This is a genomic window from Bradyrhizobium macuxiense (assembly GCF_007993935.1).
GTDB classification, from domain to species: Bacteria; Pseudomonadota; Alphaproteobacteria; order Rhizobiales; family Xanthobacteraceae; genus Bradyrhizobium; species Bradyrhizobium macuxiense_A.
On the sequence record NZ_VITY01000014.1, the window covers coordinates 200,580 to 227,510 of the forward strand.

The window sequence follows — 26,931 nt, forward strand, 5'->3', positions numbered from 1 at the left end:
CAGCCCCGCCTCAGTTCGCCGGCATCACATAGGCGTAGATCCGGCCGCGCGAGACCGGCACCTCGCGGACACGGTGGCTGCTGTTGCCCGAGATCATGATCGGATTGCCCTTGGCATCGACGCCGGTGATGATGCCGACATGACCGCCGCCGCGGCGGCCCATCACGGCGATGGCGCCGACCTGCGGCCCGGAAACGCGCGTGCCGTATTTGGCGAACGAACTCGCCATGTCGGAACCGGTGCCGCGATGGCCGGTCTGCTGCAGCACCATGTTCATGAAGCGCGCGCACCACAGGCTGGAGCGGCCGGTCGGGTTGCCGCCGCCAAGATAGCGGCGCGCCGTGGCGACGATGCCGGACGAGCCGAAGCCGCCTGCCATGCTCACGCCGCCGGTGTTGGGCACGGCCTCAGCGTTGCCCGGCAACTCGACCGCATTGGCATCGGTAAAGCGGCCCGCCTCCTGCAACTGTGCACGGCGCTCAGCGCGCGACAGCCGCGCGGTGTGCCTGACGTGATGACGGACATAGTGCCGCACGTGATGGCCGGTGTGGGCCGAATGCGCGTGACGCTGATGGTGCGGACGGGCGGATGCCGGAGCGGCGGAGATCACGGCGAGCGTGAGCGAACACAGGGCCAGCGCCAAAACACGAAGCGACCGGCGATACGCAAGCAACTGAACCATACTTCACGAGATCCTCTGTAACGCCCCCCAACTCCCCGTCGCATTCCCCCGGGGAATGCGACGATGGTTTTGAAAATCGGGATGTGGCGAGAGGAAGATTTCATGTGACGCCAGGAAAACGATTTCTGGGTCATTCCGCGCTGATTCGATGACGAGAAAGGAACCAGAACTGCCGCATTGCAGCCGCGAAAATTAACTGCAAATCTGGGGCCGGCCAATGAGAGGAGAATTTCAATGCCCTACGCCACCACGAAAGATCATGTCCGCCTGCACTTTGAAGAGGCCGGCAGCGGCACCCCGATCATCTTCCTGCACGAGTTCGCGGCTGATCACACCAACTGGGAACCGCAGTTGCGCTACTTCGCGCGCGGCCACCGCTGCATCGCGTATTCCGCGCGCGGCTACACGCCGTCGGACGTGCCCGCGAGTGCCGACGTCTACACCTACCAGCATTTCTACACCGACGCGCTCGCGGTGCTCGACCACCTCGGCATCGCAAGAGCGCATTTCGTCGGCCTCTCGATGGGCTCCTATTCGTCGCTGCAGGTCGCGCTCAATGCGCCGGAGCGCGCGCTGTCGATGACGCTCGCCGCGGTCGGCTCCGGCTCGAGCCTCGAGAATCTCGATGCCTTCCGCGCGCAGTGCCGCGCCAATGCCGAGCAATACGAGGCGATCGGCTCGGTCGAGGTCGCCAAGGTGACGCGCGAGGCGCCGAGCCGGATTCCGTTCCTGGTCAAGGACCCGCGCGGCCATGCCGATTTCTACGCCGCGCTCGCCCGCCACGACGCCAAAGGCTCGGCCAACACGATGCGCAGCTTCCAGGGCGGCCGGCCCTCGATCTACACCATGACCGACGCCATCAAGCGCGCGGCGACGCCGGCGCTGATCCTGTGCGGCGACGAGGACGACAATTGCATCGCACCAAGCATGTTCCTGAAGCAGCATCTGCCGGCCGCCGGCCTGTCGTTCTTCCCGAAGTCGGGTCACGTGCTCAATCTCGAGGAGCCGGCGCTGTTCAACGAGATGGTGGAACGCTTCATCGCGCTGGTCGAGGCCGGCCGCTGGCCGGTGCGCGATCCGCGGTCGCTGGTGGCAGGATGACTATCCCGTGTCATGGCTGGGCGGCGGACGCAGCCAGCGCCCGCACGATGCACGCGGCGAGCGCGAGCAGTCTGCTTCCGGAATTGGCGGAGGAAAACTCCGTCAAGGCTGGCGCGGCGCCGGGCGAACCATGAGAGCAGGCTACCTTCTACTGATCGGCATCGTTGCGGTTGGGCTTGCCACCGTCGCCACCGCCGTCTGCGCCCAGAGCCTCGTTCAGGAAATGCAATGGCAGGCCGCCGGCGCTGCGGCGGACTCGTCCTATCTCCGGGATGGGACGGCGAAACCCTCGATCCCGATCGGCTGGGCCGTGATGAGCCCAATGATCGCCGTCATCGACGGCGATCAGTATGCGCCGATTTTCGCCCCTTGCGATCCTGCCAATCCAGGCTTGTACTGCGTCGAAATTTTGAGAAACGGAACGACGTTCTCCGATTCCCTCGATATGGGGCACGCCTTCGCGCCGGCGGGTTTTCAGGCCGAACTCGCCTATCATCCCCCGCTGTTGTTCAGCGATGGAACCAGGCTGCTGGTCGCTTACTGGGTCCGTGCGAAGGATCACCGCTCCATCGTCCAACTGCTTTCGCTCGATCCGAAATCTCCGGGTCCCGCTCCATGGACCTTGCTTTCAACATTCGAGAACCGTGGTGACGAGCTTCTTAGCTACCTCGGAGGGGCGATGGGCCCTACCGGCGAAATCGTGATCGCCGGATATGGGACCGGTGGACCTGCGCGAAGCCACCGGCTCGAAATCATCAAGATACTTCCGCCATACACCGGGCCGTGGATGCCGAAGCAACTCATCGCCGAATATCCCTCTCCCGCCTACGCACCGGAATATCCGCATGTCGCGATCCGCGACGATGGCAGCATCAGCATTTTGACCGTGCTCGCCAACTACACGCCGTGCCCGGAGAATCAGGTGACTTATTCCGTCTACAAGAACGTCGCCGCCTTTGAGGGACGTTATGGCGGATCGTTCGCCGCGCGATGGAGCGATGCTACGACGGACACCGTCACCGATCCTGCGAACCACGGCGACAGCTGCCTGTTCGGGGCAGACCGCTACCCGCTGGCGCATTTCTGGGACAAGCAGTCGCACGCGATCTATTCGATCGTGCGCAGCGCCGACCTCGATGGGGTCGATGCCACGAACAAGGTGGCGTCGAACATTCGCTTTTCACGGACGTTCAAGCTCTATCGCGACGGCAGCGTGATCGTGCCCGACCTTGCGGCCTACTTCCCGCAATATTTTAGCGACCCGCAGCATCCTTGCTACCGGCCGCAAAGCGCGTGCCACATCCATGCCATGACGATGACCCGTCTCGACAATGGAGAATTCGTCATCTTCGCCAACGCCCGCGACGACGACCCCGCGATGACCTATTCCAAGATCGGCGTCATCTGGTCAAAAGACCTCCAGACCTTCTCCGAGCCGGTCTACCTGCCGACGCCCTTCGGGCCTGGATATGGCATTTCGGTCGCACAACCCGACAAGAACGGTATGCGTTCGGTGCCGAAGCTCGAGTTCTTCAACGCCGGCAACACCTACAATCCGGCACAACTCAACTACAATCAGCGCCTGACGTCCTGGCGCTATTCCCTCGAATAGCGCCGGCGCTTTACCTAAGACGCGCCACGATCGACGCGGGTCCGCACCTGCGCATCGACGTCACTGGGCCTGAGGAAACATCGCGCGTATGTCGCTTTCCATCTCCGCGTCGAAACTGCACTTCCCGCAATATTGCGCCTGCTTGTAGAATTCGTAATTCTTTCCGCGCCTGACCGCCTGTTTCGTCACGGTGAGCGACAGTGGCAGCGACGTCATGTCCCCGGCCGGATCCGGAAACTTCACGTCGAGCGCGATGTGGCCTTGCTCGTCGGGCCGCAACTGCGGGAAGTCCTGTATGAACGCCATTTCGGTGATGCGGTTGCCGACCATATCGGCGACGATTCCCTCAAGCCGATAGCCGTAGCGCACGTCATCAGGGTGAATTTCCAGCTTGCGAAGCAAGGGATGGACAATCAGCTTTGGGCTGGTCTTCTTGACGAAGACAAAGTTGGGACGCTCGGGGCCGGAAACTCCGTCCGCGACCGTCCAACGGCTCTTTACAGCCTGGTCTTCCGTGTTGACGATGTGCTGTCCCGCCAAGGGATAGAGTTCGTTCGAGGGATTTTGCGCATACTCCAATTCCTTCGGCGTCGGCGCCAGACTGTCCGCATCGACGAAAGCCATCGTTGCGTTGCTGCGCGGCAGCGGCTTCGCATCGTTCGGCGCGAGCTGGCCGCCAAACGCGAGGCCAAATCGCGCCTTGATCTCCCCGCTGGTCAGTCCCCTGAGATCCGCCGGCCCCTTGTCGGCAAAGGGGACGAAGCTTTCGTTCTGGGATCCGAAGTACAACTGGAGCGTCTTGCCGCCGGCATTGGTCCAGAGAATCCGGTCGTGTTCAAAGAGCATGGCGATGTCGCCATTCGCCGGCACGGCCATATCCTTCAGATCGAGGTTCGTTGTCGCTCCCTCGGATGGAACGTGGATATTCTTGAGGGTGACCATGCGGAACGGACGATTCGCCGATTCGATCACGATGTTGGTCCGATTGCGGAGGAACGCACCGTCGACGGTGTTGATGCCGCGCCTCGGCAGCAGCAATCCGGTGGGAAACCGCTCGGCCGAGACGTTCTGGAAGGTGATGTTCTCGGTCTGGGAATTTCCCCCGATCGCAAAATCGGTGTTCATGTGGCCTTCGCCGCCATAGGCGTAGACATTTCGGATGAGGGTGTCCCGGACGTAGGGGATGAAGAGCGCATGCCGGCTGACGTTCCAGACCGTGACATCCTCGATCAGGCTCTGGGAAGGATGCGGCGCGAGCAGCTTGTGATTCCAGATCTCCACGCCGTCGGTCGAACCGGCCGCGTAGTTGCGTGCGAAATACAGATCGACGTCCGACGTCGAGATGCGGCCGTCCGGATCGGCATTGACGCGATTGTCGGTATTGTGCGCGTCGAACCAGGTACGGCTGTTTCCTTCCGCGAACGAATAGCCGAACACGACATACGCACCCCCGGCGTGCCCAAAGGCCCAATTGTCCGTTACGCGGACGCCGGCGCTTTGCATCCAGAAGCCATGCCCCTGATGGCCGTTGTCGAAGATCCCCATTCGACTGACGAGATCTTCGCCTGATCCGGTCGACCGGACTGCGAGATTGTGTCGAAAAGCTCCGATCTCCGTGCCGTTCTCGGCAAAGAAATGCGACCCCGCGATCGCGAACGTCACGTTGTTTTGCGCCAGGAGATGGCCGCCATGGTTGACGATGCCGTGCTTTGGACTTCCCCTCACGACAGAGTTGCGTACGACATGAGGCGGAATATCGATGCGCGCGCCTGAGACGACGTGGAAATGAAGCGCGTATCGGCCGACGGTATTGTCGTCTGATCCGGGGATCAGATTTCCGGTGTCATCGAGATCCGGCACGGTCTGCGCCCGCTTCGCATCAGTTCGGCCGAGGTCGCGGAATTCGGCGCCGTCAATGTCCACACCGGTCTGCCGATGCAAAAACATGATATGGCCTCGCGCCGACAAAGGCGCAGCGACCTCGGAGGCAATGCGGACATTCCTCGTGAGGTTGCCAACGGGAACCGACGTGCCGTCCGGCGTCAGATGCGAATATTTGAACGGCCGATCGAGCACGACCTGCTCGCCATCGACGCTGACGATGACCGGCGTTTCGTCCTCGTTGTTTGCGTCGCTGGTCCCCGGCACGATCAATTCATCGCCGACCGACCAGTTCGACGGTGGCTGATCGAACTTGAATACCGCCGTTCCCGCTAGCAGCTGGGTCTGCGGTATCTTCCATGCCGTCTTTTCGGCACCATGAATCCGGATGGCGCCCATCGAAATCAGTCCGCCCGCCATGTCGAACGGATCGCGCTTGCGATCCCGGAACGTTCGTGCGGCAAAGGTGAGCTTTGCGACGACGGATTTTGAGACGCGATGCTGTTCGGTCCCCATTTCGAGCGCCCCTTCGGGGGTGACGACGATGGTTCCGACATTCACGGAGCTTGCCTGATCGGTGCTCCAGACCAGCGCTCCATCGACACGGATCCAGTCGATCTTGGCTCGGATCTCCCGATCGATCTTGACCGTCAGCCCGGATGGAATGCGGACCCTTGCATTGACGGCGGGCGGCTTGCCCTCTGCCCAGGTCGATGCGGCGCTCCAATCGCCCGACTTCACGGCGACATGGGTCTCCGAGCACAGGGCCACCAGGTCCAGTGCCGCCGAATGCTCGCGATGGCGCGCCAGATCCTGCACGTGACCCGCGGCATGTTCAGACGACTGCGTGTCGCAAGCGCCATGCAGTTGCGCCAGGTGATGCGGCTGGTGTCGATCGAGGGTGATCAAATCGGCCGCCCAAAAGACTGCGGCCAGTGCCGCAACAAGCACCAGCGCAATCGATAAACCCGTTCGCATTGCATTCCCCAGCAATTGGGCATTCCACGTCAGCTTGCAACGACCGTCATCAACCCGTCATGGATGTTCGTCGCCTTGCGCAGCCCGATCCATTCTCGCACGGCACTTCCGGTCAGAAAAGCCAGAGGTTGAAGCGCCGGCACGATTCAACGGAGTGATGGAATGCTTCATGGCGCGGGTCAAGGCAAGCCGCTGGGCCGGTGCGATCCGCGGTCGCTGGTGGCAGTGCCGGTGTAGCCTGTCATTGCGAGCGGAGCGAAGCAATCCATTCATCCGAGTATGCCGAGAGATGGATTGCTTCGTCGCTTCGCTCCTCGCAACGACGGCGATGGCTATTTGCCCTTCCCGCCGCGGCTGAGCAGGAACACGCCCTGCTCGCCGAACATGTTCCACACCCACCAGGGCAGATTGAGCGGTACCGGGCGGCCGTAGAGATCGAGCGCCACCGCGCGCTCCATCTTGACGTTGATCTGCTCGCAGAGCTCCACGAAGTCCTTGATGGTGCAGAAATGGATGTTGGAGGTGTCGTACCAGCTCGCCGGCAGATTCTCGGTGCGCGGCATGTGGCCGCCGATCAAAAGCTGCAGCCGCATCTTCCAGAACCCGAAATTCGGGAACGAGACGATGGCGCGCTGGCCGATCCGCAGCAGGTTCTCCAGCACCACCTTGGGCTGCCGCGTCGCCTGCAAGGTCTGCGACAGGATCACGTAGTCGAACGCATCGTCGGGATAGTTGACGAGGTCGGTGTCGGCATCGCCCTGCACCACCGCGAGGCCCTTGGCGACGCAGCCGTTGACGCCCTCGCGCGACAATTCGATGCCGCGGCCGTCGATGCCGCGGCTCTCCAACAGCTGCAGCAATTCGCCGTCGCCGCAGCCGACGTCGAGCACGCGCGAGCCCGGCCGCACCATCTCGGCGACCAAAAGATGATCCCTGCGATAGCCGCCGGTCCGCTCCGGCGCGACGCCCGGCAAGGGCAGTGTCTGCTGCATGCTCATGACTGGCCGCCGTCCTTCAGTCCACGCGCCTTGCCTGCGGCCAGCAGGAAGGCACGGGAGATTTCGAGGAATTCGGGCACATCGAGCAGAAAGGCGTCGTGTCCCCTGTCGGTCTCGATCTCGGCGAACGACACCCGCGCGCTCGACGCATTCAGCGCGTGCACCAGCGCGCGCGATTCCGAGGTCGGAAACAGCCAGTCGCTGGTGAACGACACCACGCAGAAGCGCGTCTTGATGCCGGCGAACGCCTTCGCCAGCACGCCGTTATGGTCCGCGGCGATGTCGAAATAGTCCATCGCGCGGGTCAGGTACAGATAGGAATTGGCGTCGAAGCGCTCGACAAAGGACGAGCCCTGGTAGCGCAGATAGCTCTCGACCTGGAAGTCTGCGTCGAACGAGAAGGTCGGCAGCTCGCGATCCTGCATGCGGCGCCCGAACTTGCGATGCAACGCGGCATCCGAGAGATAGGTGATGTGCGCGGCCATCCGCGCCACCGCCAACCCGCGATGCGGATGGGTGTCCTCGTCGACATAGCGGCCGCCGCGCCAATCCGGATCGGCCATCACGGCCTGGCGGCCGAGCTCGTGGAACGCGATGTTCTGCGCCGAGTGGCGCGTCGAGCAGGCGATCGCGAGTGTCGAGAACACACGCTCGGGATAGGCCGCGGTCCATTGCAGCACCTGCATGCCGCCCATCGAGCCGCCGACCACGCAGAACAGCGTCGTGATGCCGAGCCGGTCGATCAGCATCGCCTGCGCGCGCACCATGTCGGGGATGGTGATGATCGGGAAATCGAGCCCCCACACCTTGCCGTTCGCAGGATTCAGCGACGCAGGGCCGGTCGAGCCCATGCAGCCGCCGATCACGTTGGAGCAGATGATGAAGTATTTGTCGGGATCGATCGGCTTGCCGGCGCCGACCATGGTGTCCCACCAGCCCGGCTTGCCGGTGACGGGATGGATGTTGTTGACGTGCTGATCGCCGGTCAGCGCGTGGCAGATCAGGATCGCGTTGGACCTTTCGGCATTGAGCTCGCCATAGGTCTGATAAGCGATCTGGAACGGTGCGAGATCGACGCCGCAATCCAGCTTGAGCGGCTGGTCCATGCCGAACTTCGCCACCAATGACGACGGATGATCGGCCTCATGGGCGCGATCATCGCTCTGGGTTTGCGGGCTCGGTATCGGACGCACGTTGCTCATCTAGGCGACCCTGCCTCCGCGCGGGAGGGCTCGAACAGAAAATCAGGCCATAAAAAACCCGGCCTGAACAAGGTTCGGCCGGGAGCTGATCTGTCCCCGGCCTGTTTAGCGAGTTGTTTAACGTGGCTGCAAGCCGGCCGGCTCAAATGACCACGGAGTGGAAGGAACCTAGTCCCCGGGCCCCCCGCCGTCAAGGCGGCCAGCGAACGTCCCCTTGCCGGGTGCCGATGGTTAACCGAATGCGCAGGGCACGCCTGCGACGTTTCTCTTTGCTTTCGCTGCCCGTCTTTCCTAATCAGGGACCCTGTCCGGTACGGCATCGGGCCGCCCGGACGACAAGGTTTGAGAGCATGTCCAACCCACCCCCGTCGCCGCCTTCGTTGCAGGAGCTGCGCAAGGAGATCGATGCGATCGACGAGCAGGTGCACCGCCTGCTGATGGCGCGCGGTGACATCATCGACCGCCTGATCCAGGTCAAGAAGACCCAGGAGGTCGGCTCGGCGTTCCGCCCGGCGCGCGAGGCCAGCATGATGCGCGAGCTGGTGCAGCGCCATCGCGGCATTCTCCCGCTCGACACCATCGAGGGCATCTGGCGCGTCATCATCTCGACCTTCACCTACGTGCAGGCGCCATTCGCCGTGCATGCCGATGTCTCGGTCGGCGAGTCGGCAATGCGCGACTCGGCGCGGTTTCACTTCGGCTTCGTGGTGCCCTACGTGTCGCATTTCAGCGCCCAGGCCGCAGTCGAGGCGGTGGCGAAATCGAGGGGCGACCTCGCGCTGGTCTCCGCAATCGCGAGCCGCACGCCGTGGTGGAATGCGCTGGAGGCCGATGGCGCGCCGAAGATCATCGCGCGGCTGCCGTTCCTCGAGCGCGCCGACCATCCCGCCGCGCTGCCGGTGTTCCTGATCTCGCGGGTCGCTGACGACGCCATGGTGACGGAGGTGCAGACCTGGAGCGTGCGGGTCTCCGGCTGGAACGCCGACGTCGCCCGCGCCCTGGCGCCGCTCGCCGAGATCGTCGCGGTCCCCGACACCGCCTTCGACGGCGCGGCCCTGCTGGTCTCGGTCGCCGGACAAGACCTTGAGAACAAGGGTTTCGAGAAGATCAAGCTCGCTTTGATCAAGGCCGGCGCCTCGGTACGTTCTTCGGCCCTCGTCGGCAGCCACGCAACGCGCTATACGGTGCCCTCTAACGGATCGGCCAGGACCTGAAGCAAGACCTGAAGCAGGACCTGAAGTCAGAACTGGCCGTCTGTACACCCGGAGTAGATGATGTCCCGCCCCGTGCCGAACCCCGGCATCCTCGATATTGCGCCCTATACGCCCGGCAAGAGCCCGGTGCCGGAACCGGGCCGCAAGGTGTTCAAGCTGTCCGCCAACGAGACGCCGTTCGGACCGTCGCCGAAGGCGATCGCGGCCTACAAGGCTGCAGCTGACCATCTCGAGGACTATCCGGAGGGCACCTCGCGCGTGCTGCGCGAGGCGATCGGCCGCGCCTACGGGCTCGATCCCGACCGCATCATCTGCGGCGCCGGCTCCGACGAGATCCTCAATCTCCTGGCCCACACCTATCTCGCGCCCGGCGACGAGGCGATCTCGACCACCCACGGCTTCCTGGTCTACCCGATCGCCACCATGGCGAACGGCGCGAAGAACGTGATCGCGGCCGAAGCCAATTTCACCGCCGATGTCGACGCCATCCTGAAGGTGGTGACGCCGCGCACAAAACTGGTCTGGCTCGCCAACCCGAACAATCCGACTGGCACCTACATCCCGTTCGACGAGGTCAAGCGGCTGCGCGCTGCGTTGCCCTCGCACGTGCTCTTGGTGCTCGACGCGGCTTACGCCGACTACGTCTCGCGCAACGACTACGAGCTCGGCATCGAGCTGGTCGCGACCATGGACAACACGGTGGTGACGCACACCTTCTCGAAGATCCACGGCCTGGCCGCGCTGCGGATCGGCTGGATGTTCGGCCCGGCGCATATCGTCGATGCCTGCAACCGGATCCGCGGTCCGTTCAACGTCACGACGCCGGCGATGCTCGCCGCAGTGGCGGCGATCGAGGACACCGCGCATGTGCAGATGTCGCGCACCCACACCGAACAATGGCGCAACTGGCTGACCGAGGAGATCGGCAAGCTCGGGCTGAAGGTGACGCCGAGCGTCGCCAACTTCGTGCTGATCCACTTCCCGACCGACAAGGGCAAGACCGCCGCGGAAGCCGACGCCTATCTCACGCGGCGCGGCCTCGTGCTGCGCGCGCTCAACAATTACAAGCTGCCGCATGCGCTGCGCATGACCATTGGCACCGAGGAAGCCAACCGCCTCGTGGTCGAGGGCCTGCGCGACTTCCTGGCCGGAAAGTGACATCGTGACCACGGCTCCGCTCTTCAACCGCATCGCACTGATCGGCTTCGGCCTGATCGGCGGCTCGATCGCGCGCGGCGCGCGCGCGCAAGGGCTGGTCGGCGAGATCGTGACCACCGCGCGCTCGGAGAAGTCCCGGGCGCGCGTTGCCGAGCTCGGCATTGTCGATCGCGTCGTCGAGACCAATGCCGAGGCGGTCAAGGATGCCGATCTCGTCATCCTCTGCATCCCCGTCGGCGCCTGCGGCCCGGTCGCAGCCGAGATCGCGCCGCATCTGAAGCCCGGCGCCATCATCTCCGACGTCGGCTCGGTGAAGGGCGCCGTCGTCAAGGACATGGCGCCGCATCTGCCGGATGGCGTGCATTTCGTGCCCGCGCATCCCGTCGCCGGCACCGAGAACTCGGGTCCTGATTCCGGCTTCGCCGAGCTGTTCATCAACCGCTGGTGCATCCTGACGCCGCCCGAAGGCACCGATCCCGCCGCGACCGACCGGTTGCGCGCGTTCTGGGCCGCGCTCGGCGCCAAGGTCGAGATCATGACGCCGGATCATCATGACCTCGTGCTCGCGATCACCAGCCATCTGCCGCATCTGATCGCCTACACCATCGTCGGCACCGCCGACGAACTGGCGCAGGTGACGGAATCCGAGGTGATCAAGTTCTCCGCCGGTGGCTTCCGCGACTTCACCCGCATCGCCGCGTCCGACCCGACGATGTGGCGCGACGTGTTCCTCGCCAACAAGGACGCCGTGCTCGAGATGCTCGGCACCTTCACCGAGGATCTGTCGAAGCTCACCCGTGCGATCCGGCGCGGCGACGGCGAAGCGCTGTTCGACCACTTCACCCGCACCCGCGCCATCCGCCGCGGCATCGTCGAGATCGGCCAGGATTCCGCCGCGGCCGACTTCGGCCGCCCGCACGCGAATTTGAAGAAGTAGGGCTAAGCACGCGGCTTTCCCCACGTCGTCCTGGCGAAAGCCAGGACCCATAACCATCGCGTTTGCTTGTGAACGGGATCGTGGCCCCAGCGTCGCACAACAACTGAGATTTGGGGTAATGGGTCCTGGCTTTCGCCAGGACGACGATGCGGATGGTTCTCGATTCAAGACATCAAACACACGGTGTCATCGCAACGCCGTAGGATGGGTAGAGCGCAGCGAAACCCATCATTGGCGCGGCGAGTGTGATCGATGGGTTTCGCTTCGCTCTACCCATCCTACAATTCCGGACGACTTACGCCGGCGGCAGGCCGAGTGACTGGGCCGCCTCCATCCAGACCGGCAATTCGCGCTGATAGAGCGCGTTGCTGTCCCTGAAGCCGATCGCGGGTTCCAGCACGAAGGTCGCGAGCACCTCCTTCACCTTGGGATCGTTGTTGGCGGCGACGCAGAGTTCGGACAGCCGGTCGACGATCGGCTGCGGCGTCGCCTTCGGCAGCGCCCAGCCCGAGAAGCCGCTCACGGTGAAGAATTTCGATGTCGCGCCCTGTTCGGGCAGGGTCGCAATCCCGGGGATCGCATCGACCTTCTTGGAATGCACTCCGAATACGACGCCGAGGTTGCTCTGCAGCACGGTCTGCGCCGCGGTGTAGCTGCCCATCGCGACGTCGAGCGTACCCTCCGCAAGCCCGGTCCACATCGGCGCTTCGCCGCGATAGTGGATCGGCTCGATAGTGAGGCCATATTGCTTGTTGAGCTCGTTGATCGTCATGTGCGGGGCGGAGCCGGCGCTGTAGGTACCGAAGTTCACCTTGCCGCTGCTCCGCGCGTGGGCGACGAATTCCGCCAGCGTCTTGACGCCGAGTTTCGGGCTCGCGACCAGCAGGAGGCCGGCGCCCGGAATGACGCTGACCAGCGTCAGATCCTTGTCCATGTCGTAACCGGGGTTCTTCATCATCGCCCGGTTCATCACATAGGTGGTCGAGATCGAGCACAGGATGGTGTGCCCGTCAGGCGCGGCGCGAGCGACTTCCGCGGCGCCGATCGAGCCGGAAGCACCGGCCTTGTTCTCGATGACGACGGTTTGCCCGACCTGCCGTGTGATGAATTCGCCGAAGGCGCGCGCCAGCAGGTCGGTCTGCCCGCCGGCCGGATAGCTGCAGATCATGCGGATCTGCCGCGACGGCCAGGCGGCCTGCGCCGAGGCGCCGCGCGACAGCAACGGCATTGCGGCGGCGGCAGCTCCGGCAGCGATGACGCGACGGCGGCTGAATGTCGCTGGCATTTTGGTCCCTCCCCGATTTTTCAGCGAGGGTACCGCATCGCTCGGTCTCAGCTACGGGACAGATTGGCGCAGCGGGGCGCGCTCACCGCCGCAGCCGTTGATCCCTGATCGGCCCCGCCGATATCGGCGCGACCTTGTGTGTCAGCCGCTGGCGGCCGACGAGGCCGGCCGTCGCCAGCATGAGGACGCCGCCGAACCACCAGGAGCCGATCACGAGCTCCCAGGCCCGCGGCGGAATCTCGTCGAAGATGATGCCGTAGACCGACACCAGCGCAGCCAGCGCGGCGAGGAAGATGCCGCCCGCGCTCATCAGTTCGACCGCATCGATGCGCCCCGTCGCGCGCAAGGCCGGCCTAGGAATATCGATGCCGAGATAGAAGCCGGCGGCCCCGATCACGATCGCTGTCACGATGAACGCAAGCGTGCCGAAGAAAGCGACATGGCCCTTCGCCAGCTGGGCGGCGACGAAGGTGCCGGCCATGGCCCCGGCCATCGCAAGGCCGGTTCGCTGCAACACATGCGCGGCGCGGCTGACCATCATCAACTCGCGGGCGATCATGGCTCTCTGCTTCGGCCTGGACATGATCCTCATGTGCGGTCTCCTTTACCAGCGCCTGGGTCCGCAAAGGCCTTGAACCTGTCTGTCTCGTCATTGCGAGCGAAGCGAAGCAATCCATTGCGCAGCAGGTACAGCGGTGGATTGCTTCGTCGCTATCGCTCCTCGCAATGACGGGGCTAATAGGTTCACACTCCTCTCAGAACCGAAGCAGGCCATTTCCTAGTTGACGCCCTAGAACGGGTAGTAGCGGATCTGCGACATGATGATGTGGTCGTCGGTCCTCGGCGCGCCGCCGACACCTGCGAAGGCGAAGCGCTGGTTGTAGGAGTACTGGACGCCGGCCTTGATCGCCCCGTAGTCGCCCTTGAAGATCGTGTCGTAGAAGCCGGCGGTATACTGCCTGACCTCCGAAGTGTTGCCGTTGCAGGTCGCGGCCGGCGAGTTCTCGATGTTGCAGCCGAGATTGTTGTAGAGCGGATTGCCGTAGCCGAACGGCACCGAGCCGACATTGGAGAACGTCGCCTTGGTCTTCTCGAGGCCGGCATAGGCGTAGAGATCGAGCGACGGCGTCGTGTGCCAGACCGTGCCGAGCAGGAACGCCGTGATCGGCAGCGGCTGGATCGTGCCGTCCTGGCGCACCGTCGCATCCGGGAACGGCGCCGCGGTGAAGCGGCCGAGCGCGCCGTGCGACGCGGAGCCTTGCAGCTCGAGCAGCTTCGGCACGATCTCCGCCGAGAAATGGCCGCCGAAGCTCATCGTGTTGACGTCGTGATTGGCGAAGTTGAATCGATCGTAGAAGTCGCGATACATCGCCCAGCCCTCGACATGCAGCTTGTAGGGCCCGAGCCGCGGATCCCACGCCCCCTTCACGGTGAAATCGGGCACGTGATTGAGGCTGACATTGTTGGCGTTGTTGAAGAAGCTGCCGCCCGGACCGGTGAGGTTGACCAGCAGGTTCGGATTGAGCACGCCCTGCGGCCCGACCGCGGGCGTGCCGACCAGCGGCGTGTTGCCGCCGAAGAACGAGGTCTGCGGATTCTCCGCCGAGACCGCGAGCTTGAACTCGGGCCCGATGTCCTGCCAGACCCGGATGCCGGGCTGCCGCGCCGCGAGGAAGCCGGGCACCGATTCGAAATCGATCACGCCGGGCGCATCGACCGAACGCGGATCGATGCCGGCCTTGCTCGGCGCGTTGAGCGACCAGCTCTGGCCGGCAAGGACATGCAGGCCGAGATCGGTGCGATCGACCTCGACGCTGGCCTGGCGCAGACGCGGGTTGAACGAGTTGGTGGCGACCGAATTCGCGGTCTGCGCCGCGCCTTCGAAATCCATTTCGCCGTAGCCGGCGACGCGGGTGTTGGCGAACACCTCGGCTTCCGCAAGCACTGAGAAGCGGGTCTGCCGCGCCGAGAACCGCGACTCGCCGGTGTTGAAGTTCTTGCTCTGCGGGAACGGAATGAAGGCGTAGACCGAACCGGTGTCGGAGGCCAGATTGCGGGTGCGATAGATGCCGGTGAGATCGACCCAGCCACCGAAGGTGAAGGTGACGCCCTTGTAGCAGAGCTTGCCCGATGCGCAGGGATCGAACGGCACCGGCGCCTTGGCCGCCATCCTGGTGTTTTGCATTGCGCTCTGCCTTGCCGCCAGCGCCTCCTCCTTGCGCGCCTGCACCTCCATTTTCTGTTCGAGCTGCTTGAGGCGCACCTTCAACGCCTTCAGCTCTGACGCATCGTCCTCCGCCAACGCTGGACCTGCCGACAGCAGCATGCTGCCGAGCAGAATTCCCCCGAGAATTCGCATCGCTTCCTCCACACGAGGTTGTTTCCTCAGGCGAGAGAGAGCGATACTCGGGGAATGATATTCGCGGCGGCCCGCAAGATTGCGGTCACGTTTTTCTCATCGCGGCCGCGGGAATAGATTGCCGTGATGGACGATATCGCGCGCGAGGGAATAAGGTGTGCGCGCGGCGCACAAGGCGGATTCTGCGCAGCACAATCCGCTTCTCATCCCGCTGCGAACGACGGCGAACGTGTAACAACAGCGGCCGCGAGATCGAATTGTCGTTCGGCACCTGTTTCAGGCTGCCATGGATATTCGATGGACGAAGGACAGAAGCATGATCGGTGAAGTCATTGTGATTGGCGACCTGAAGCTGCGAGAGAACGCCTCGCTCGACGAATACAACCGGCTCGGCGAGCGCATGTACGAGATTGTCAGCCGCCTTCCGGGATTCGTCTCGGTCAAATCGTTCAAGGCAGAAGATGGCGAAGAGCTCACCCTGTTTCGCTTCGCCTCGGAGGAAGCGCTCGAAGCCTGGCGCACTCATCCCGAGCATGTCGAAACCATGCGGCGAGGACATGCCGAATTCTACGCCAGCGGCTTCCTGCAAATCTGCAAGGTGATCCGCGAGGTCGGCCCGTTCGAGCATCGCTGAGAGCAAGTCGGTTACCTCCGTCATTGCGAGCCACCCGGTCGGCGCGGAGCGCCGCCGGATGACAGGCTCCGCGAAGCAATCCATCGTGCCGCATATGCGGAAACATGGATTGCTTCGTCGCTGTCGCTCCTCGCAATGACGGGGCTTTCGCAGCGTCCATCCGCTCAGAACAGCGGCGGGATCTGCGCGACCTTCAGCGGGCCCAGAAACACCGCGCCGTCGGCGAAACGCAGCGGGAAGCTGCGCGCCTTCTTGCCTTCGAGCGTGGCCTCGGTGCCGAGCGAATTGATCCCGGCCGAGATGCCGGCATTGGCGTTCTGCTTGATCACCTTGCCGAGGCCGGGGATCGCGCGGTCCAGCGCACCGAAGAGATTGCTGAGGTCCTGGCTCTTCACGCCCGGCGCGACGCGATCGAGCGTCGACTGCGGCACGCCCTCCTCCAGCATCTTGTCGATGCCGAGCGCGGGGATGACGCGCTCGAGGCCGGCGACCGTCATCTGCAGCTCGCCCTCGATGCGGCCTTGCGCGTTGAGGCGCAGCGTGCCGGCCGCGACCGACAGCACATCGCCCTGCTCGATCCGCGACTGCTGGATCTCGACGCTGCCGCCGGCCGCCTGGATCTCGCGGAAACGATCGGGCCACGGCTTCGGCGAGAAATCCTTCAGCCCGTTCAGCCGCGCATGGATGTCGGCGTTGAACGGCTGGGTGAGCAGCGGATGCACCTCCTGCAAGGTGCCGCCATTGATCTGCAACACGCTCTCGATCGCGGGATTGTCCGGCGCCGAGCCTTCGACCTGGCGACCGTGCAACTCGATGTGATTGACGCGCATCAGCGGCGTCGGCGCGGGACCGCCGGTGCGGTCGATGGCGAGATCGTCGAACACGAGCGAGGCGCGCTGCGGTACCGCCGGCAAGCCGACCACGCTGGCACGTCCGAGGCGCCAGTCGACCTGCAGCGTCGGCTGCGCATTGCGTTCGGCGATCGTGGCCGGGCCCTTGAACTCCGCGATCACGAGCTTGGGGTCATAGATCTGCGCCACGACCAGGATCTCGGCCAGCCGCGCCACGAACGACATCTGCGGCGAGGCGGTCTGCGACACCAGCATCACGCTGGGTTGCTCGCAGCGGATCTCGAGCCGGAACGGGTAACCCGCCACCGAACGCTTGTCGCAATCATAGATCCGGCCGGCCTTCGCCTCCTGCGCGCGCCAGGCGTCGGCCTGCACGCCGACCTGCGAGGCGGCGAAGAACCAGAATCCGCTCCACAGCACCGCGGCGATCAGGACCGCGACGGGGACGGCATAGAGGCCGAAGCGCGAGCGGCGGCGGGGGGCGGAGGTCAAATCGGACATGCGGCGTCCTTTGGAGCGCGAATTTGTCAAAATCTAAGCGGCTGCACGGCCTGAACAACCCTTGACCAAGCCCTGAGCAACCCTTGGAAACATCACGGAATCTGCTTCGCTTGGGCGGCCCGTTCTGCTAGCCCATCAGCGCGATGTCAGCAAATCCCCCCCATTCCGAAACCGACGGCGACCTCTGGGTGTTCGGCTACGGCTCGCTGATGTGGAAGCCGGGCTTCGAGTTCCTGGAGCAGGTGCCGGCGCGGCTGATCGGCGAGCATCGCGCGCTCTGCGTCTATTCGTTCGACCACCGCGGCACGCCGGAGAAGCCGGGCCTGGTGCTCGGGCTCGACCGCGGCGGCGCCTGCCGGGGCATCGCGTTCCGCGTCGCCGCCCGTCTGCGCCACGACACCATCGCCTATTTGCGGTCGCGCGAGCAGACCACCAATGTGTATCGCGAGGTGATGCGCTCGGTATGGCTGGAGAATGCGGCGCGCGATCGCGTCTCTGCGCTGGCCTATGTGGTCGACCGCGGCCATGTGCAATATGCCGGGCGGCTGTCGCTGTCAGAGCAGCTGCGCCTGGTGCAGCAGGGCCATGGCCGCTCCGGCAACAACCGCGACTATGTGCTCTCGACCGTTGCCTCGATCGAGAAGCAGGGTTTTCGCGACACCCAACTGCATCAGCTCGCGACCATGCTGCATGATTCCGGCCCGCTCCATCGGGATGCGCGTGCCGCTGACGGGCTCGATCCGGCCTAAGCGCGGAACCTGGCGCGCGAATTCTTGCCACGGCGCGAACAACATTGTGGTCTCAATTTCCGGTCGCTGGAATGGAATGACCGGAATGCGCTCCTCATTGCTCAAGCTCGCCGCGCTCGGCCTGCTGTTGCTGCTCAACACCCCATCCTATGCCGGACTGAGAGAGGATGGCGCGGCGTGCGACGCCCGGGATCCGCACCCGGAGCTCGCGATCCCCGCCTGCACCCGCCTGATCGCGGCCAATCCCAGGGGACGCGACCTTGCGATCACCTATTACAACCGCGCGCTCGCCTGGCATAACAGGGGCGATCTGGAGAAGGCCAAGGCCGACTACGATCAGTCGATCGCGATCAATCCGTCGTTCGCGCCGTCCTATGGCCAGCGGGCCAAGGTCTATCTGCAGAACCAGGACTACGACCGCGCGCTGAGCGATTTCGATCGGGCGATCCAGCTCAAGCCTGCCGGTCCGTTCAGCGCCGGCTGGTTCAACAATCGCGCCGAGCTGTTCGTTGCCACTGGCGACTATGAGCGCGCGCTGGCCGATTACGGCAAGTCGATCGAGCTCGATCCCAACTCGTGGTACGCCTATGTCAATCGCGCGCTGGTCTATGATTTCAGCGGCAAGGACCGGCTCGCGGCGCTGCATTGCCAGGATGCGATCAAGCTCGCGCCCCGCGCGGCCGGCCCGTATTATTGCCGCGCCGTGGTCGAGATCAGCGCCGGCGATCTCGACAATGCCGCGCGGGATGTCGACCGCGCGATCGGCATCCAGGATGGGCAAGCCGAGTTCTACTCGCTGCGCGGCCTGACGCTGGCCGGCAAAGGCCAGCTCGATCAGGCCATGCGCGACTACGACCACGCCACGCAGCTCAACGCCCAGGGCGCGCTGAACTACGCGCGGCGCGGTCTCGCCGACGAGAAGAAGGGCGACATCGACGCCGCGCGCGCCGACTTCCGCCACGCGCTCGACGTCATCGGCCTCGACCAGCTCGACCGCACGCAGGGCCAGCGCGTCGCGAGGGATGGCCTGCAACGGCTGGACAAGGTCGCCACCACGGAGAAGAGCGTCGGCACGGATCATGCCGCGGCGAAACCTGCCCCCGCGGTCACCGCGGCCGTTCCGGTCCCGCCGATCGGCACGGGATCGAAGGCGGCAACGACCGAACGGCGCGTCGCTCTGGTCGTCGGCAATTCGAAATATCGCTCCGTGCCGGTGCTGCCGAACCCCGGCCAGGATGCCGCTGCGATCGCCGATACGCTGCTCGCGGTGGGCTTTCAGGATGTCCGCCTCGTCACCGACGCCACGCGCGACAGCCTGGTCGAAGCACTCAAGTCATTCGCCAACGCGGCCGACGGCGCCGACTGGGCGGTGATCTACTATGCCGGGCACGGCATGGAGATGGCGGGCGAGAACTATCTGGTGCCGGTCGACGCCAAGCTCGCCACCGACCGCGACGTGTCGTACGAGGCGGTCGCCCTGACCCAGGTCATGGGCGCGACCGAGGGTGCGCGCAAGCTGCACCTCGTCATTCTCGATGCCTGTCGCGACAATCCGTTCGCCAACCAGATCAAGCGCACCGTCGCGTCGCGCTCCATCGGCAGGGGCCTGGCCCAGGTCGAACCCGACAGCGGCACGCTGGTCGTCTACGCCGCCAAGCACGGCCAGGTCGCGCTCGACGGCGACGGCGGTCACAGCCCGTTCGTGACCGCCCTGATCAAGCGCATGCAGACGCCGCAGATCGAGATCCGCAAGCTGTTCGACCTCGTGCGCGACGACGTCATGGCTGCGACCGACCGGCGGCAGCAGCCGTTCAGCTATGGCTCGGTGCCGGGAGCTGAGGATTTCTACTTCGTCGGCGCAAGCCAGAATGCGGCGAAGTAGGCTGGATGCGAGAGCAAGCGCACGAGAATTGCCACTTATGCGGCATGATGCCGGACGCGTAGCGATGCGTCTACTTGCCTTTCGTTCGTTTGCCCAAGCGCCGTTTGACGACTTCACCCAGCGGGCTATCGGGCGATTTGCGGAATGCTTTGAGCTTCTTCATTCGGCCTTTGTGCAGAGCATCTGAATGCGCCTCATCGGCTATCTCGTCCACGACGTTACCCCGAGCAGCGATGAGGGACTGTCGCACAGAACGACGCTCGTCCTGATGCGAGAGTTGCTTGCTGCGCGGAATGTTCTTTCGGCTACTCTTTTGATTTTCACCATATGTATTGCGCCGGTCGTGCTGGTAGCTCAACCGCTTCTTCTCCTGGGGATTTTTTGTCTTGCTCACAGATGGGTCTCCGGGCTCTTCTGGGAACGACACCCTTGCGGAGGCAGCAACCGCGCCCACCTCTCAACTATCACCTTTCGGGGTCTCCGTCGCTCTTCCCAAGCACACCAGCGCCCCCGGGCGTCCGTGGGCGCGCACGACATCCGCCATACAGTTACGGCATCATCGATCCCATGTGCGATAGGAGGCCGGCAATGACCACCGAGACGCCCAGATTGCGAAACCACGACCCGCTCGCCGTCGAGCTGACGGCAGCCGTCAAGGCCGGTGAGGCCGAGCGCCTCCGCGCGCTGCTCGCCTCCCACCCCGAACTCGCCCGCTGCGTGGTCGTGGATGCCAAGGGCGGCGGCCGGAGTCCGCTGCACCTGCTTGCCGACTGGCCGGGCCACAATCCGAACGCGGCAGCGATCGTGCAGATCCTCGCTGCAGCCGGCGCCGATCTCGATGCGCCGGCGGACGCAATGTGGCATCGCGAGACTCCGCTGCACTGGGCCGCCAGCAGCGACGATGTCGCGCTGATCGACGCGCTGCTCGATGCCGGCGCCGACCTCGAGCATGAGGGCTCGTCGATCGATGGTGGCTCGCCTTTGTCGTCCGCCGTCGGCTACGGCCAGTGGGCGGCGGCACGGCGGCTGGTCGAGCGCGGCGCGCGGACGGCGCTGTGGCAGGAGGCGGCGCTGGGCATGATGCCGGAGATTGTCCGTCGGCTCGAGAGCGCGGCCCTCCCGGCCGAGGAAGTTTCAGGACCGTTCTGGAACGCCTGCCGCGGCGGGCAACTCGCCGCGGCCAAATATCTGCACGAGCGCGGCGCCGACCTCAACTGGCCCGCTCCCTGGTCCGGGCAAACACCGCTCGACATTGCAGAGCAGGCGGAGCATCGCGAGGTCGTGGCCTGGCTTCTTGAACGTGGCGCGACCCGCGCAAAGCAAGGCTCCTGACCGGACGCGAGCTGAACGGCTCGGACAGATCGCGCCGCAAATCCGATCGTGGCCTGGCCGCAACCCGGCAAATCGCGGCGGAGGTGTGGCAGCGCCCTGTGACATTTAGGCTTTTGCATCGCGGCGCGGACGGATAGAAGCTCATCCGCAAACATCGCTCGCTGATGCAATGAACCTCTCCGCCCCCTTTGTCCGCCGGCCGGTCGGCACCACGCTGCTGTCGCTTGGACTAGTCGTGGCAGGCATCATTGCGTTCTTCAAGCTGCCGGTGTCGCCGCTGCCCGACGTCGACATCCCGACCATCATGGTGCAGGCGACCTTGCCCGGCGCCAGCCCGGCCGACGTCGCCGCCACCGTGGCAAGCCCCCTGGAGCGTCACCTCGGCCAGATCGCCAGCGTCACCGAAATGACCTCGGTGTCCTCGCTCGGCAACGCCCGCATCACGCTGCAATTCGACATCGACCGCGACATCAACGGCGCCGCGCGCGACGTGCAGGCGGCGATCAATGCGGCACGCGCCGACCTGCCGACCAACCTCCGCGCCAATCCGACCTACCGCAAGTTCAACCCGGCCTCGGCGCCGATCCTGATCTATACCCTGACCTCGGACACGCTGACGCCGGCCGAGCTCTATGACGCCGCCTCGACCGTGCTTGCGCAAAAGCTGTCGCAGGTCGAAGGCGTCGGCGAAGTCTCGGTCGGCGGCGGCTCGCTGCCCGCGGTGCGCGTCGAGCTGATCCCGCCGGCGCTCTACAAATACGGCATCGGGCTCGAGGACGTCCGCGCCGCGCTGTCGAGCGCCAATGCGCACAGCCCGAAGGGCGGCATCGACGTCGGCGACCAGCGCTACCAGATCTACGTCAACGACCAGGCCCGCAAGGCCGCCGACTACAGGCCGCTGGTCGTCGCCTACCGCAACGGCGCGGCGGTGCGGCTGACCGACGTCGCCGATGTGATCGATTCCGTCGAGAATGCGCGCACGCTCGGCCTTTCCAACGGCAAGCCGGCCGTCGTGATGATCGTGTACCGGCAGCCGGGCGCCAACATCATCAAGATGGTCGACAGCGTGAAGGGGTTGATGCCACAACTCCGGGCCTCGGTGTCGCCCGCGATCGACATCACGCTGGCGATGGATCGTTCGAAGACGATCCGGGCCTCGCTGCACGACGTCGAGATCACGCTCTTGATCGCGGTCGCGCTGGTGATCCTGGTGGTTTTCGCGTTCCTGCGCAATGCGCGGGCGACGCTGGTGCCGGTGGTGGCGGTCGGCGTATCGCTGATCGCGGCCTTCGCCGTGATGTATCTGCTCGGCTACACGCTCGATATCTTCTCGCTGATGGCGCTGACGGTGGCGACCGGCTTCGTGGTCGACGACGCCATCGTGGTGCTGGAAAACATCACCCGCCACATGGATGCCGGGCTGTCGCGGCTGGAGGCGACGCTGGTCGGCACCCGCGAGGTCGGCTTCACCGTGCTGTCGATGAGCGTGTCGCTGGTCGCGGTGTTCGTGCCGATCCTCTTGATGGGCGGGCTGGTCGGCCGCCTGTTCCGCGAATTCGCCATGACCATCACGATCGCGATCGTGATCTCGCTGGTGGTCTCGCTGACCACGACGCCGATGATGTGCGCGGTGCTGCTGCGCAAGCAGGAAGGCCAGCCGCATGGCCGGATCTACCGGATCAGCGAGCGCGTGTTCGAGCTGCTGCTGGGCGGTTACCGCGTGACGCTCGGCCTCGCGCTGCGCCATCCGCTGCTGGTGATGCTGATCCTCGGCTCGACGCTTTATCTGAACTTCCATCTCTACCGGGTCGTGCCGAAGGGCTTCGTGCCGCAGCAGGACACCGGGCTGCTGGTCGGCTCGATCCAGGCCGACCAGAGCACCTCGTTCCAGCTGATGCAGCAGAAGTTGACCCAGTTCATCGACATCGTGAAGTCGGACCCGGCGGTCGATACCGCGGTCGGCTTCACCGGCGGCGGCGGCGTGGGTCCGGGCGGCACCAACACCGGCACCGTGTTCGCCTCGCTGAAGCCGATGGGCGAGCGCAACCTACGCGCCGACAAGGTGATCGAGCGGCTGCGCGAGCCGCTGGCCCATGTGGCGGGCGCTACCCTGTTCCTGCAATCGATCGGCGATCTCGGCGCCGGCGGGCGCTCGGGCAATGCGGCGTATCAATACACGCTGAAGGGCTCGACCTTCGAGGAGCTGAACGAGTGGACGCCAAAGCTCGTCGCCGCGCTGCAGAAGGAGCCGACGCTCGCCGACGTCAACAGCGACCAGCAGAACAAGGCGCTGCAGGCCAATCTGGTGATCGATCGCGACGCCGCCTCGCGGCTCGGCATCACCGTCAGCCAGCTCGACAACACGCTCTATGACGCGTTCGGGCAGCGCCAGGTCTCGACCATCTTCGTCGCGCGCAACCAATATCACGTCATCATGGAGGTCGCGCCGCGCTTCTCGCAGGACCCGCAGACGCTGAAGGAGGTCTACATCTCGACCTCGGGCGGCTCGGCGACCGGCACGCAGAGCACCAATGCGGTGGCCGGAACGGTGGCCTCGTCCGCGCAGAAGAGCTCGCTCAGTTCGATCGCCGCCAATGTGGTGCGCAATCAGGCGACCAATTCGATCGGCGCCACCGGCAAGGGCGTAGCCTCGACCGGAACGGCGGTCTCGACCAGCGCCGAGACGATGATCCCGCTGTCCAGCGTCGCGCGCTTCGAGCATGGCGATACGCCGCTCTCGGTCAATCACCAGGATCTCTTGGTATCCAGCACCATCTCGTTCAATCTGCCGCCGGGCGTCTCGCTGAGCACGGCCACCACCACGATCGAGAATGCGATGCACGCGCTTGGCATGCCCGCCGGCATTTCCGGCGGCTTTGCCGGCTCCGCGAAGATCTTCCAGCAGGCGCTGGCGAACGAGCTGTTCCTGATCCTCGCCGCGCTCGCGACGATCTACATCTCGCTCGGCATGCTCTATGAGAGCTACATCCACCCGCTGACCATCCTCTCGACCCTGCCCTCGGCCGGCGTCGGCGCGGTGGCGGCCTTGATGCTGTCGCACACCGATTTCGACATCATCGGCATGATCGGGGTGATCCTCTTGGTCGGCATCGTGAAGAAGAACGCCATCATGATGATCGACTTCGCGCTCGACGCCGAGCGCCAGCGCGGGCTGTCGTCGCGCGATGCGATCTACCAGGCCTGCCTGATGCGGTTCCGCCCGATCATGATGACGACGCTCGCCGCGCTGTTCGGCGCCGTGCCGCTGATGATCGGCCTCGGCGAAGGCAGCGAGCTGCGCCAACCGCTCGGCATCGCGATCTTCGGCGGACTGATCCTGAGCCAGATCCTGACGCTCTACACGACGCCAGTGGTCTATCTCTATCTCGACCGAGCGAGGCTGTGGACCCAGCGCCGCCGCGCGGCCCGCCGCGCACGGCGGGCAGCAGCGGCAGGCGCCGCCGGTCGTTGACATATCGGCGTCGATCTTGCCAACTTGACGCGAAGTGGCAGTCGCAAGGAACCAGGCCGTGACTCCAGCACCGGAAATCGCAGCATCCCGCTGGTTCAACAGCGAACCGCTGACCCTGGCGGCGCTGCGCGGCCGCCCGGTGCTGCTGCACGCGTTCCAGATGCTGTGTCCCGGCTGCGTATCGCACGGCACGCCGCAGACGCAACGCGCGTTCGAGCTGTTCAAGCATTCGGACCTCCAGGTGATCGGGCTGCACACCGTATTCGAGCACCATGCGGCGATGACGCCGGTGTCGCTGGAAGCCTTCATCCACGAATACCGGCTGACCTTCCCGATCGGCGTCGACGAGGCCGGCGACGGCACGCCGATCCCCGTCACCATGCAGCGCTATGGCATGCAGGGAACCCCGACCAGCATCCTGATCGGCCGCGACGGCAACATCGTGCATCACGGTTTTGGCCAGCAGAGCGACATGGCGCTCGGCGCGATCATCGCGGCCGAGCTTGCCGCGCCGCACGCTTGACGCCCGAGCAACCCCGTTCACGCAGCCGCGCTATGACGGCGTCGCGCAAGGCGTGATAGCTTCAGGTCAACCAGAACCATCGTGCGGGAGCGTTCCATGAAGACCTATCAGCTCTACATCAACGGCCAATATGTCGACCCGGCCAATGGCGAGTGGTTCGAATCGATCGATCCCTATCGCGGCGAAGCCTGGGCGAAGATTCCGCGCGGCACGGCCGCCGACGCCGACAAGGCGGTCAAGGCCGCCAATGAGGCGATGTGGAACGGTCCCTGGGCGAAGATGACGGCCTCCGCCCGCGGCAAGGCGATGCGCAAGCTCGGCGACCTTGTCGCGGCCAATGCCGAGCGCCTTGCCGAGATCGAGGTGCGCGACAACGGCAAGCTGATGGCGGAGATGCTGGGCCAGCTGCGCTACCATCCGGAATGGTGGTGGTATTTCGGCGGCCTGGTCGACAAGCTCGAGGGCGGCCTGGTGCCGATCGACAAGGCGGAGACGTTTGCCTACACGACGCATGAGCCGGTCGGTGTCGTCGCGGCGCTGACGGCCTGGAATTCGCCGCTGCTGTTCGTCGCCTGGAAATGCGCCGCCGCGCTCGCCGCCGGCTGCGCCGTGGTCGTCAAGCCGTCTGAGTTTACTTCAGCCAGCACGCTGGAGTTCGCGGCGCTGACGAAAGAGGCCGGAGTCCCCGACGGGATATTCAACGTGGTGACCGGCTTCGGGCCCGAAGCGGGCTCGGCGCTGATCTCGCATCCCGGCGTCGCCAAGATCACCTTCACGGGATCGGACACGACCGGCGCCAAGGTCTATGAGACCGCGGCGAAAAGCCTGAAGCGCGTCTCGCTCGAACTCGGCGGCAAATCGCCCAACATCGTGTTCGAGGATGCCGACCTCACCGCGGCCGCGGCCGGCGCGATCTCCGGCATCTTCGCCGCCACGGGACAGACCTGCATCGCCGGATCGCGGCTCCTGGTGCAGAGCTCGATCAAGGAGAAGTTCGTCGCGCGCGTGCTGGAGCTGGCAAAATCCGCCAAGATCGGCGATCCCATGCAGTCCGACACCAATGTTGGCCCGATCACGACGCCCGCGCAGTACAAAAAGGTGCTGGACTATATCGATATCGCGAAGGCCGAGGGCGCGCGCTGCCTGCTCGGCGGCAAGCCGGCCTCCGGCGACGGCATCAAGGGCGGGCAATTCGTCGAGCCGACCATCTTCACCGATGTCGACAACACGATGCGGATCGCGCGCGAGGAGGTGTTCGGCCCGGTGCTGTCGATCATCTCCTTCGACACCGAGGAAGACGCCATCCGGATCGCCAACGACACGATCTACGGCCTCGCCGCCGGAATCTGGACCAAGGACCTCGCCCGCGCCATCCGCGTGCCGAAGCAGCTGCGCGCCGGCACCGTGTGGGTGAACACCTACCGCGCCATCAGCTACATGATGCCGTTCGGCGGCATGAAGTTCTCCGGCGTCGGCCGCGAAAGCGGCATCGACGCGGTGCGCGAATATCAGGAGACCAAAAGCGTCTGGATCTCGACCGCGACCGACGTGCCGGCCAATCCGTTCGTGATGCGGTAACG

The 26,931-nt window shown here is 64.8% G+C and carries 22 protein-coding genes, 1 pseudogene and 1 riboswitch; of the genes and pseudogenes, 13 read left to right on the forward strand and 10 right to left on the reverse strand.

The window, feature by feature from the left end:
* Positions 1–10: 10 nt before the first annotated feature.
* On the reverse strand, positions 11–682 hold the full coding sequence (locus tag FBZ93_RS31710; protein ID WP_146991345.1) for a TIGR02594 family protein: 672 nt from the start codon (positions 680–682) through the stop codon (positions 11–13).
* A gap of 234 nt (positions 683–916) precedes the next feature.
* Between FBZ93_RS31710 and FBZ93_RS31715 the strand changes: the two genes are divergently transcribed.
* Positions 917–1,783 carry an alpha/beta fold hydrolase gene (locus FBZ93_RS31715; protein WP_146991346.1) on the forward strand — a complete coding sequence of 289 codons (867 nt, stop codon included), beginning with the start codon at positions 917–919 and terminating at the stop codon, positions 1,781–1,783.
* A 7-nt stretch (positions 1,784–1,790) separates the two neighbouring features.
* Positions 1,791–3,395, forward strand: coding sequence for a hypothetical protein (locus FBZ93_RS31720; RefSeq protein ID WP_146991347.1), 1,605 nt, complete (start codon positions 1,791–1,793; stop codon positions 3,393–3,395).
* Positions 3,396–3,455: 60 nt separating this feature from the next.
* On the opposite strand, the gene FBZ93_RS41450 is transcribed toward FBZ93_RS31720, so the two are convergent.
* Positions 3,456–5,342, reverse strand: a complete 1,887-nt coding sequence (locus FBZ93_RS41450; protein ID WP_433995460.1) for a hypothetical protein — start codon at positions 5,340–5,342, stop codon at positions 3,456–3,458.
* Positions 5,343–5,400: 58 nt separating this feature from the next.
* Here FBZ93_RS41450 and FBZ93_RS41455 point away from each other — a divergent pair, with 58 nt between their 5' ends.
* A complete protein-coding gene (locus FBZ93_RS41455) occupies positions 5,401–5,583 on the forward strand; it encodes a hypothetical protein (RefSeq protein WP_246667725.1) in 183 nt (60 codons plus the stop codon).
* Positions 5,584–5,693: 110 nt separating this feature from the next.
* Here FBZ93_RS41455 and FBZ93_RS42005 read toward each other — a convergent pair.
* From FBZ93_RS42005 to metX, 3 genes and pseudogenes are all read right to left on the reverse strand, one after another.
* A pseudogene (locus FBZ93_RS42005) lies at positions 5,694–6,254 on the reverse strand (G8 domain-containing protein); the annotation flags it as partial.
* Between the two features lie 332 nt (positions 6,255–6,586).
* Positions 6,587–7,252, reverse strand: a complete 666-nt coding sequence (gene metW / locus FBZ93_RS31730) for a methionine biosynthesis protein MetW (protein WP_074128739.1) — start codon at positions 7,250–7,252, stop codon at positions 6,587–6,589.
* Positions 7,249–8,454, reverse strand: coding sequence for a homoserine O-acetyltransferase MetX (gene metX, locus FBZ93_RS31735; RefSeq protein WP_146991349.1), 1,206 nt, complete (start codon positions 8,452–8,454; stop codon positions 7,249–7,251). The genes metW and metX overlap by 4 nt, the downstream gene beginning before the upstream one ends.
* 84 nt (positions 8,455–8,538) lie before the next feature.
* A riboswitch (SAM riboswitch) is annotated at positions 8,539–8,618 on the reverse strand.
* A gap of 186 nt (positions 8,619–8,804) precedes the next feature.
* Between metX and FBZ93_RS31740 the strand changes: the two genes are divergently transcribed.
* From FBZ93_RS31740 to FBZ93_RS31750, 3 genes are read left to right on the forward strand one after another with little or no spacing between them, the layout of a single operon-like run.
* Entirely contained in the window at positions 8,805–9,668 is an 864-nt protein-coding gene (locus FBZ93_RS31740; protein WP_146991350.1) for a chorismate mutase, read from the forward strand.
* 60 nt (positions 9,669–9,728) lie between these two features.
* Positions 9,729–10,826 (forward strand): histidinol-phosphate transaminase, encoded by a 1,098-nt coding sequence (gene hisC, locus FBZ93_RS31745; RefSeq protein ID WP_146991351.1) that lies wholly within the window; start codon positions 9,729–9,731, stop codon positions 10,824–10,826.
* Between the two features lie 4 nt (positions 10,827–10,830).
* Positions 10,831–11,763 carry a prephenate/arogenate dehydrogenase family protein gene (locus tag FBZ93_RS31750; protein ID WP_146991352.1) on the forward strand — a complete coding sequence of 311 codons (933 nt, stop codon included), beginning with the start codon at positions 10,831–10,833 and terminating at the stop codon, positions 11,761–11,763.
* Positions 11,764–12,058: 295 nt separating this feature from the next.
* Here the strand turns inward: FBZ93_RS31750 and FBZ93_RS31755 are convergent, their stop codons facing one another.
* From FBZ93_RS31755 to FBZ93_RS31765, 3 genes are all read right to left on the reverse strand, one after another.
* Complete coding sequence (locus FBZ93_RS31755) at positions 12,059–13,048, reverse strand: Bug family tripartite tricarboxylate transporter substrate binding protein (protein ID WP_146991353.1); 990 nt, start codon at positions 13,046–13,048, stop codon at positions 12,059–12,061.
* 82 nt (positions 13,049–13,130) lie between these two features.
* The gene (locus tag FBZ93_RS31760; protein ID WP_246667727.1) at positions 13,131–13,640 is read right to left on the reverse strand and encodes a hypothetical protein; all 510 of its coding nucleotides are present in this window, start codon (positions 13,638–13,640) and stop codon (positions 13,131–13,133) included.
* 198 nt (positions 13,641–13,838) lie between these two features.
* A complete protein-coding gene (locus FBZ93_RS31765; RefSeq protein WP_246667728.1) occupies positions 13,839–15,407 on the reverse strand; it encodes a hypothetical protein in 1,569 nt (522 codons plus the stop codon).
* Positions 15,408–15,723: 316 nt separating this feature from the next.
* Here FBZ93_RS31765 and FBZ93_RS31770 point away from each other — a divergent pair, with 316 nt between their 5' ends.
* Positions 15,724–16,041 (forward strand): antibiotic biosynthesis monooxygenase family protein, encoded by a 318-nt coding sequence (locus FBZ93_RS31770; RefSeq protein ID WP_146991354.1) that lies wholly within the window; start codon positions 15,724–15,726, stop codon positions 16,039–16,041.
* A 164-nt stretch (positions 16,042–16,205) separates the two neighbouring features.
* Here the strand turns inward: FBZ93_RS31770 and FBZ93_RS31775 are convergent, their stop codons facing one another.
* On the reverse strand, positions 16,206–17,393 hold the full coding sequence (locus tag FBZ93_RS31775) for a DUF2125 domain-containing protein (RefSeq protein ID WP_146991355.1): 1,188 nt from the start codon (positions 17,391–17,393) through the stop codon (positions 16,206–16,208).
* A gap of 143 nt (positions 17,394–17,536) precedes the next feature.
* Between FBZ93_RS31775 and FBZ93_RS31780 the strand changes: the two genes are divergently transcribed.
* Together FBZ93_RS31780 and FBZ93_RS31785 are read left to right on the forward strand one after the other, a co-directional pair.
* Positions 17,537–18,142, forward strand: a complete 606-nt coding sequence (locus FBZ93_RS31780) for a gamma-glutamylcyclotransferase (protein WP_146991356.1) — start codon at positions 17,537–17,539, stop codon at positions 18,140–18,142.
* Positions 18,143–18,227: 85 nt separating this feature from the next.
* The gene (locus FBZ93_RS31785; RefSeq protein ID WP_167529302.1) at positions 18,228–20,024 is read left to right on the forward strand and encodes a caspase family protein; all 1,797 of its coding nucleotides are present in this window, start codon (positions 18,228–18,230) and stop codon (positions 20,022–20,024) included.
* Between the two features lie 70 nt (positions 20,025–20,094).
* Here the strand turns inward: FBZ93_RS31785 and FBZ93_RS31790 are convergent, their stop codons facing one another.
* Positions 20,095–20,418 carry a hypothetical protein gene (locus FBZ93_RS31790; RefSeq protein WP_146991358.1) on the reverse strand — a complete coding sequence of 108 codons (324 nt, stop codon included), beginning with the start codon at positions 20,416–20,418 and terminating at the stop codon, positions 20,095–20,097.
* Positions 20,419–20,612: 194 nt separating this feature from the next.
* Here FBZ93_RS31790 and FBZ93_RS31795 point away from each other — a divergent pair, with 194 nt between their 5' ends.
* The 4 genes from FBZ93_RS31795 (at position 20,613) to FBZ93_RS31810 (ending at position 26,929) form a co-directional block, all read left to right on the forward strand.
* Complete coding sequence (locus tag FBZ93_RS31795; protein ID WP_146991359.1) at positions 20,613–21,356, forward strand: ankyrin repeat domain-containing protein; 744 nt, start codon at positions 20,613–20,615, stop codon at positions 21,354–21,356.
* A 169-nt stretch (positions 21,357–21,525) separates the two neighbouring features.
* Positions 21,526–24,828 (forward strand): efflux RND transporter permease subunit, encoded by a 3,303-nt coding sequence (locus FBZ93_RS31800; protein ID WP_146991360.1) that lies wholly within the window; start codon positions 21,526–21,528, stop codon positions 24,826–24,828.
* A 58-nt stretch (positions 24,829–24,886) separates the two neighbouring features.
* A complete protein-coding gene (locus tag FBZ93_RS31805; RefSeq protein ID WP_146991361.1) occupies positions 24,887–25,351 on the forward strand; it encodes a peroxiredoxin family protein in 465 nt (154 codons plus the stop codon).
* Between the two features lie 96 nt (positions 25,352–25,447).
* Entirely contained in the window at positions 25,448–26,929 is a 1,482-nt protein-coding gene (locus FBZ93_RS31810) for an aldehyde dehydrogenase (protein WP_146991362.1), read from the forward strand.
* Positions 26,930–26,931 lie beyond the last annotated feature (2 nt).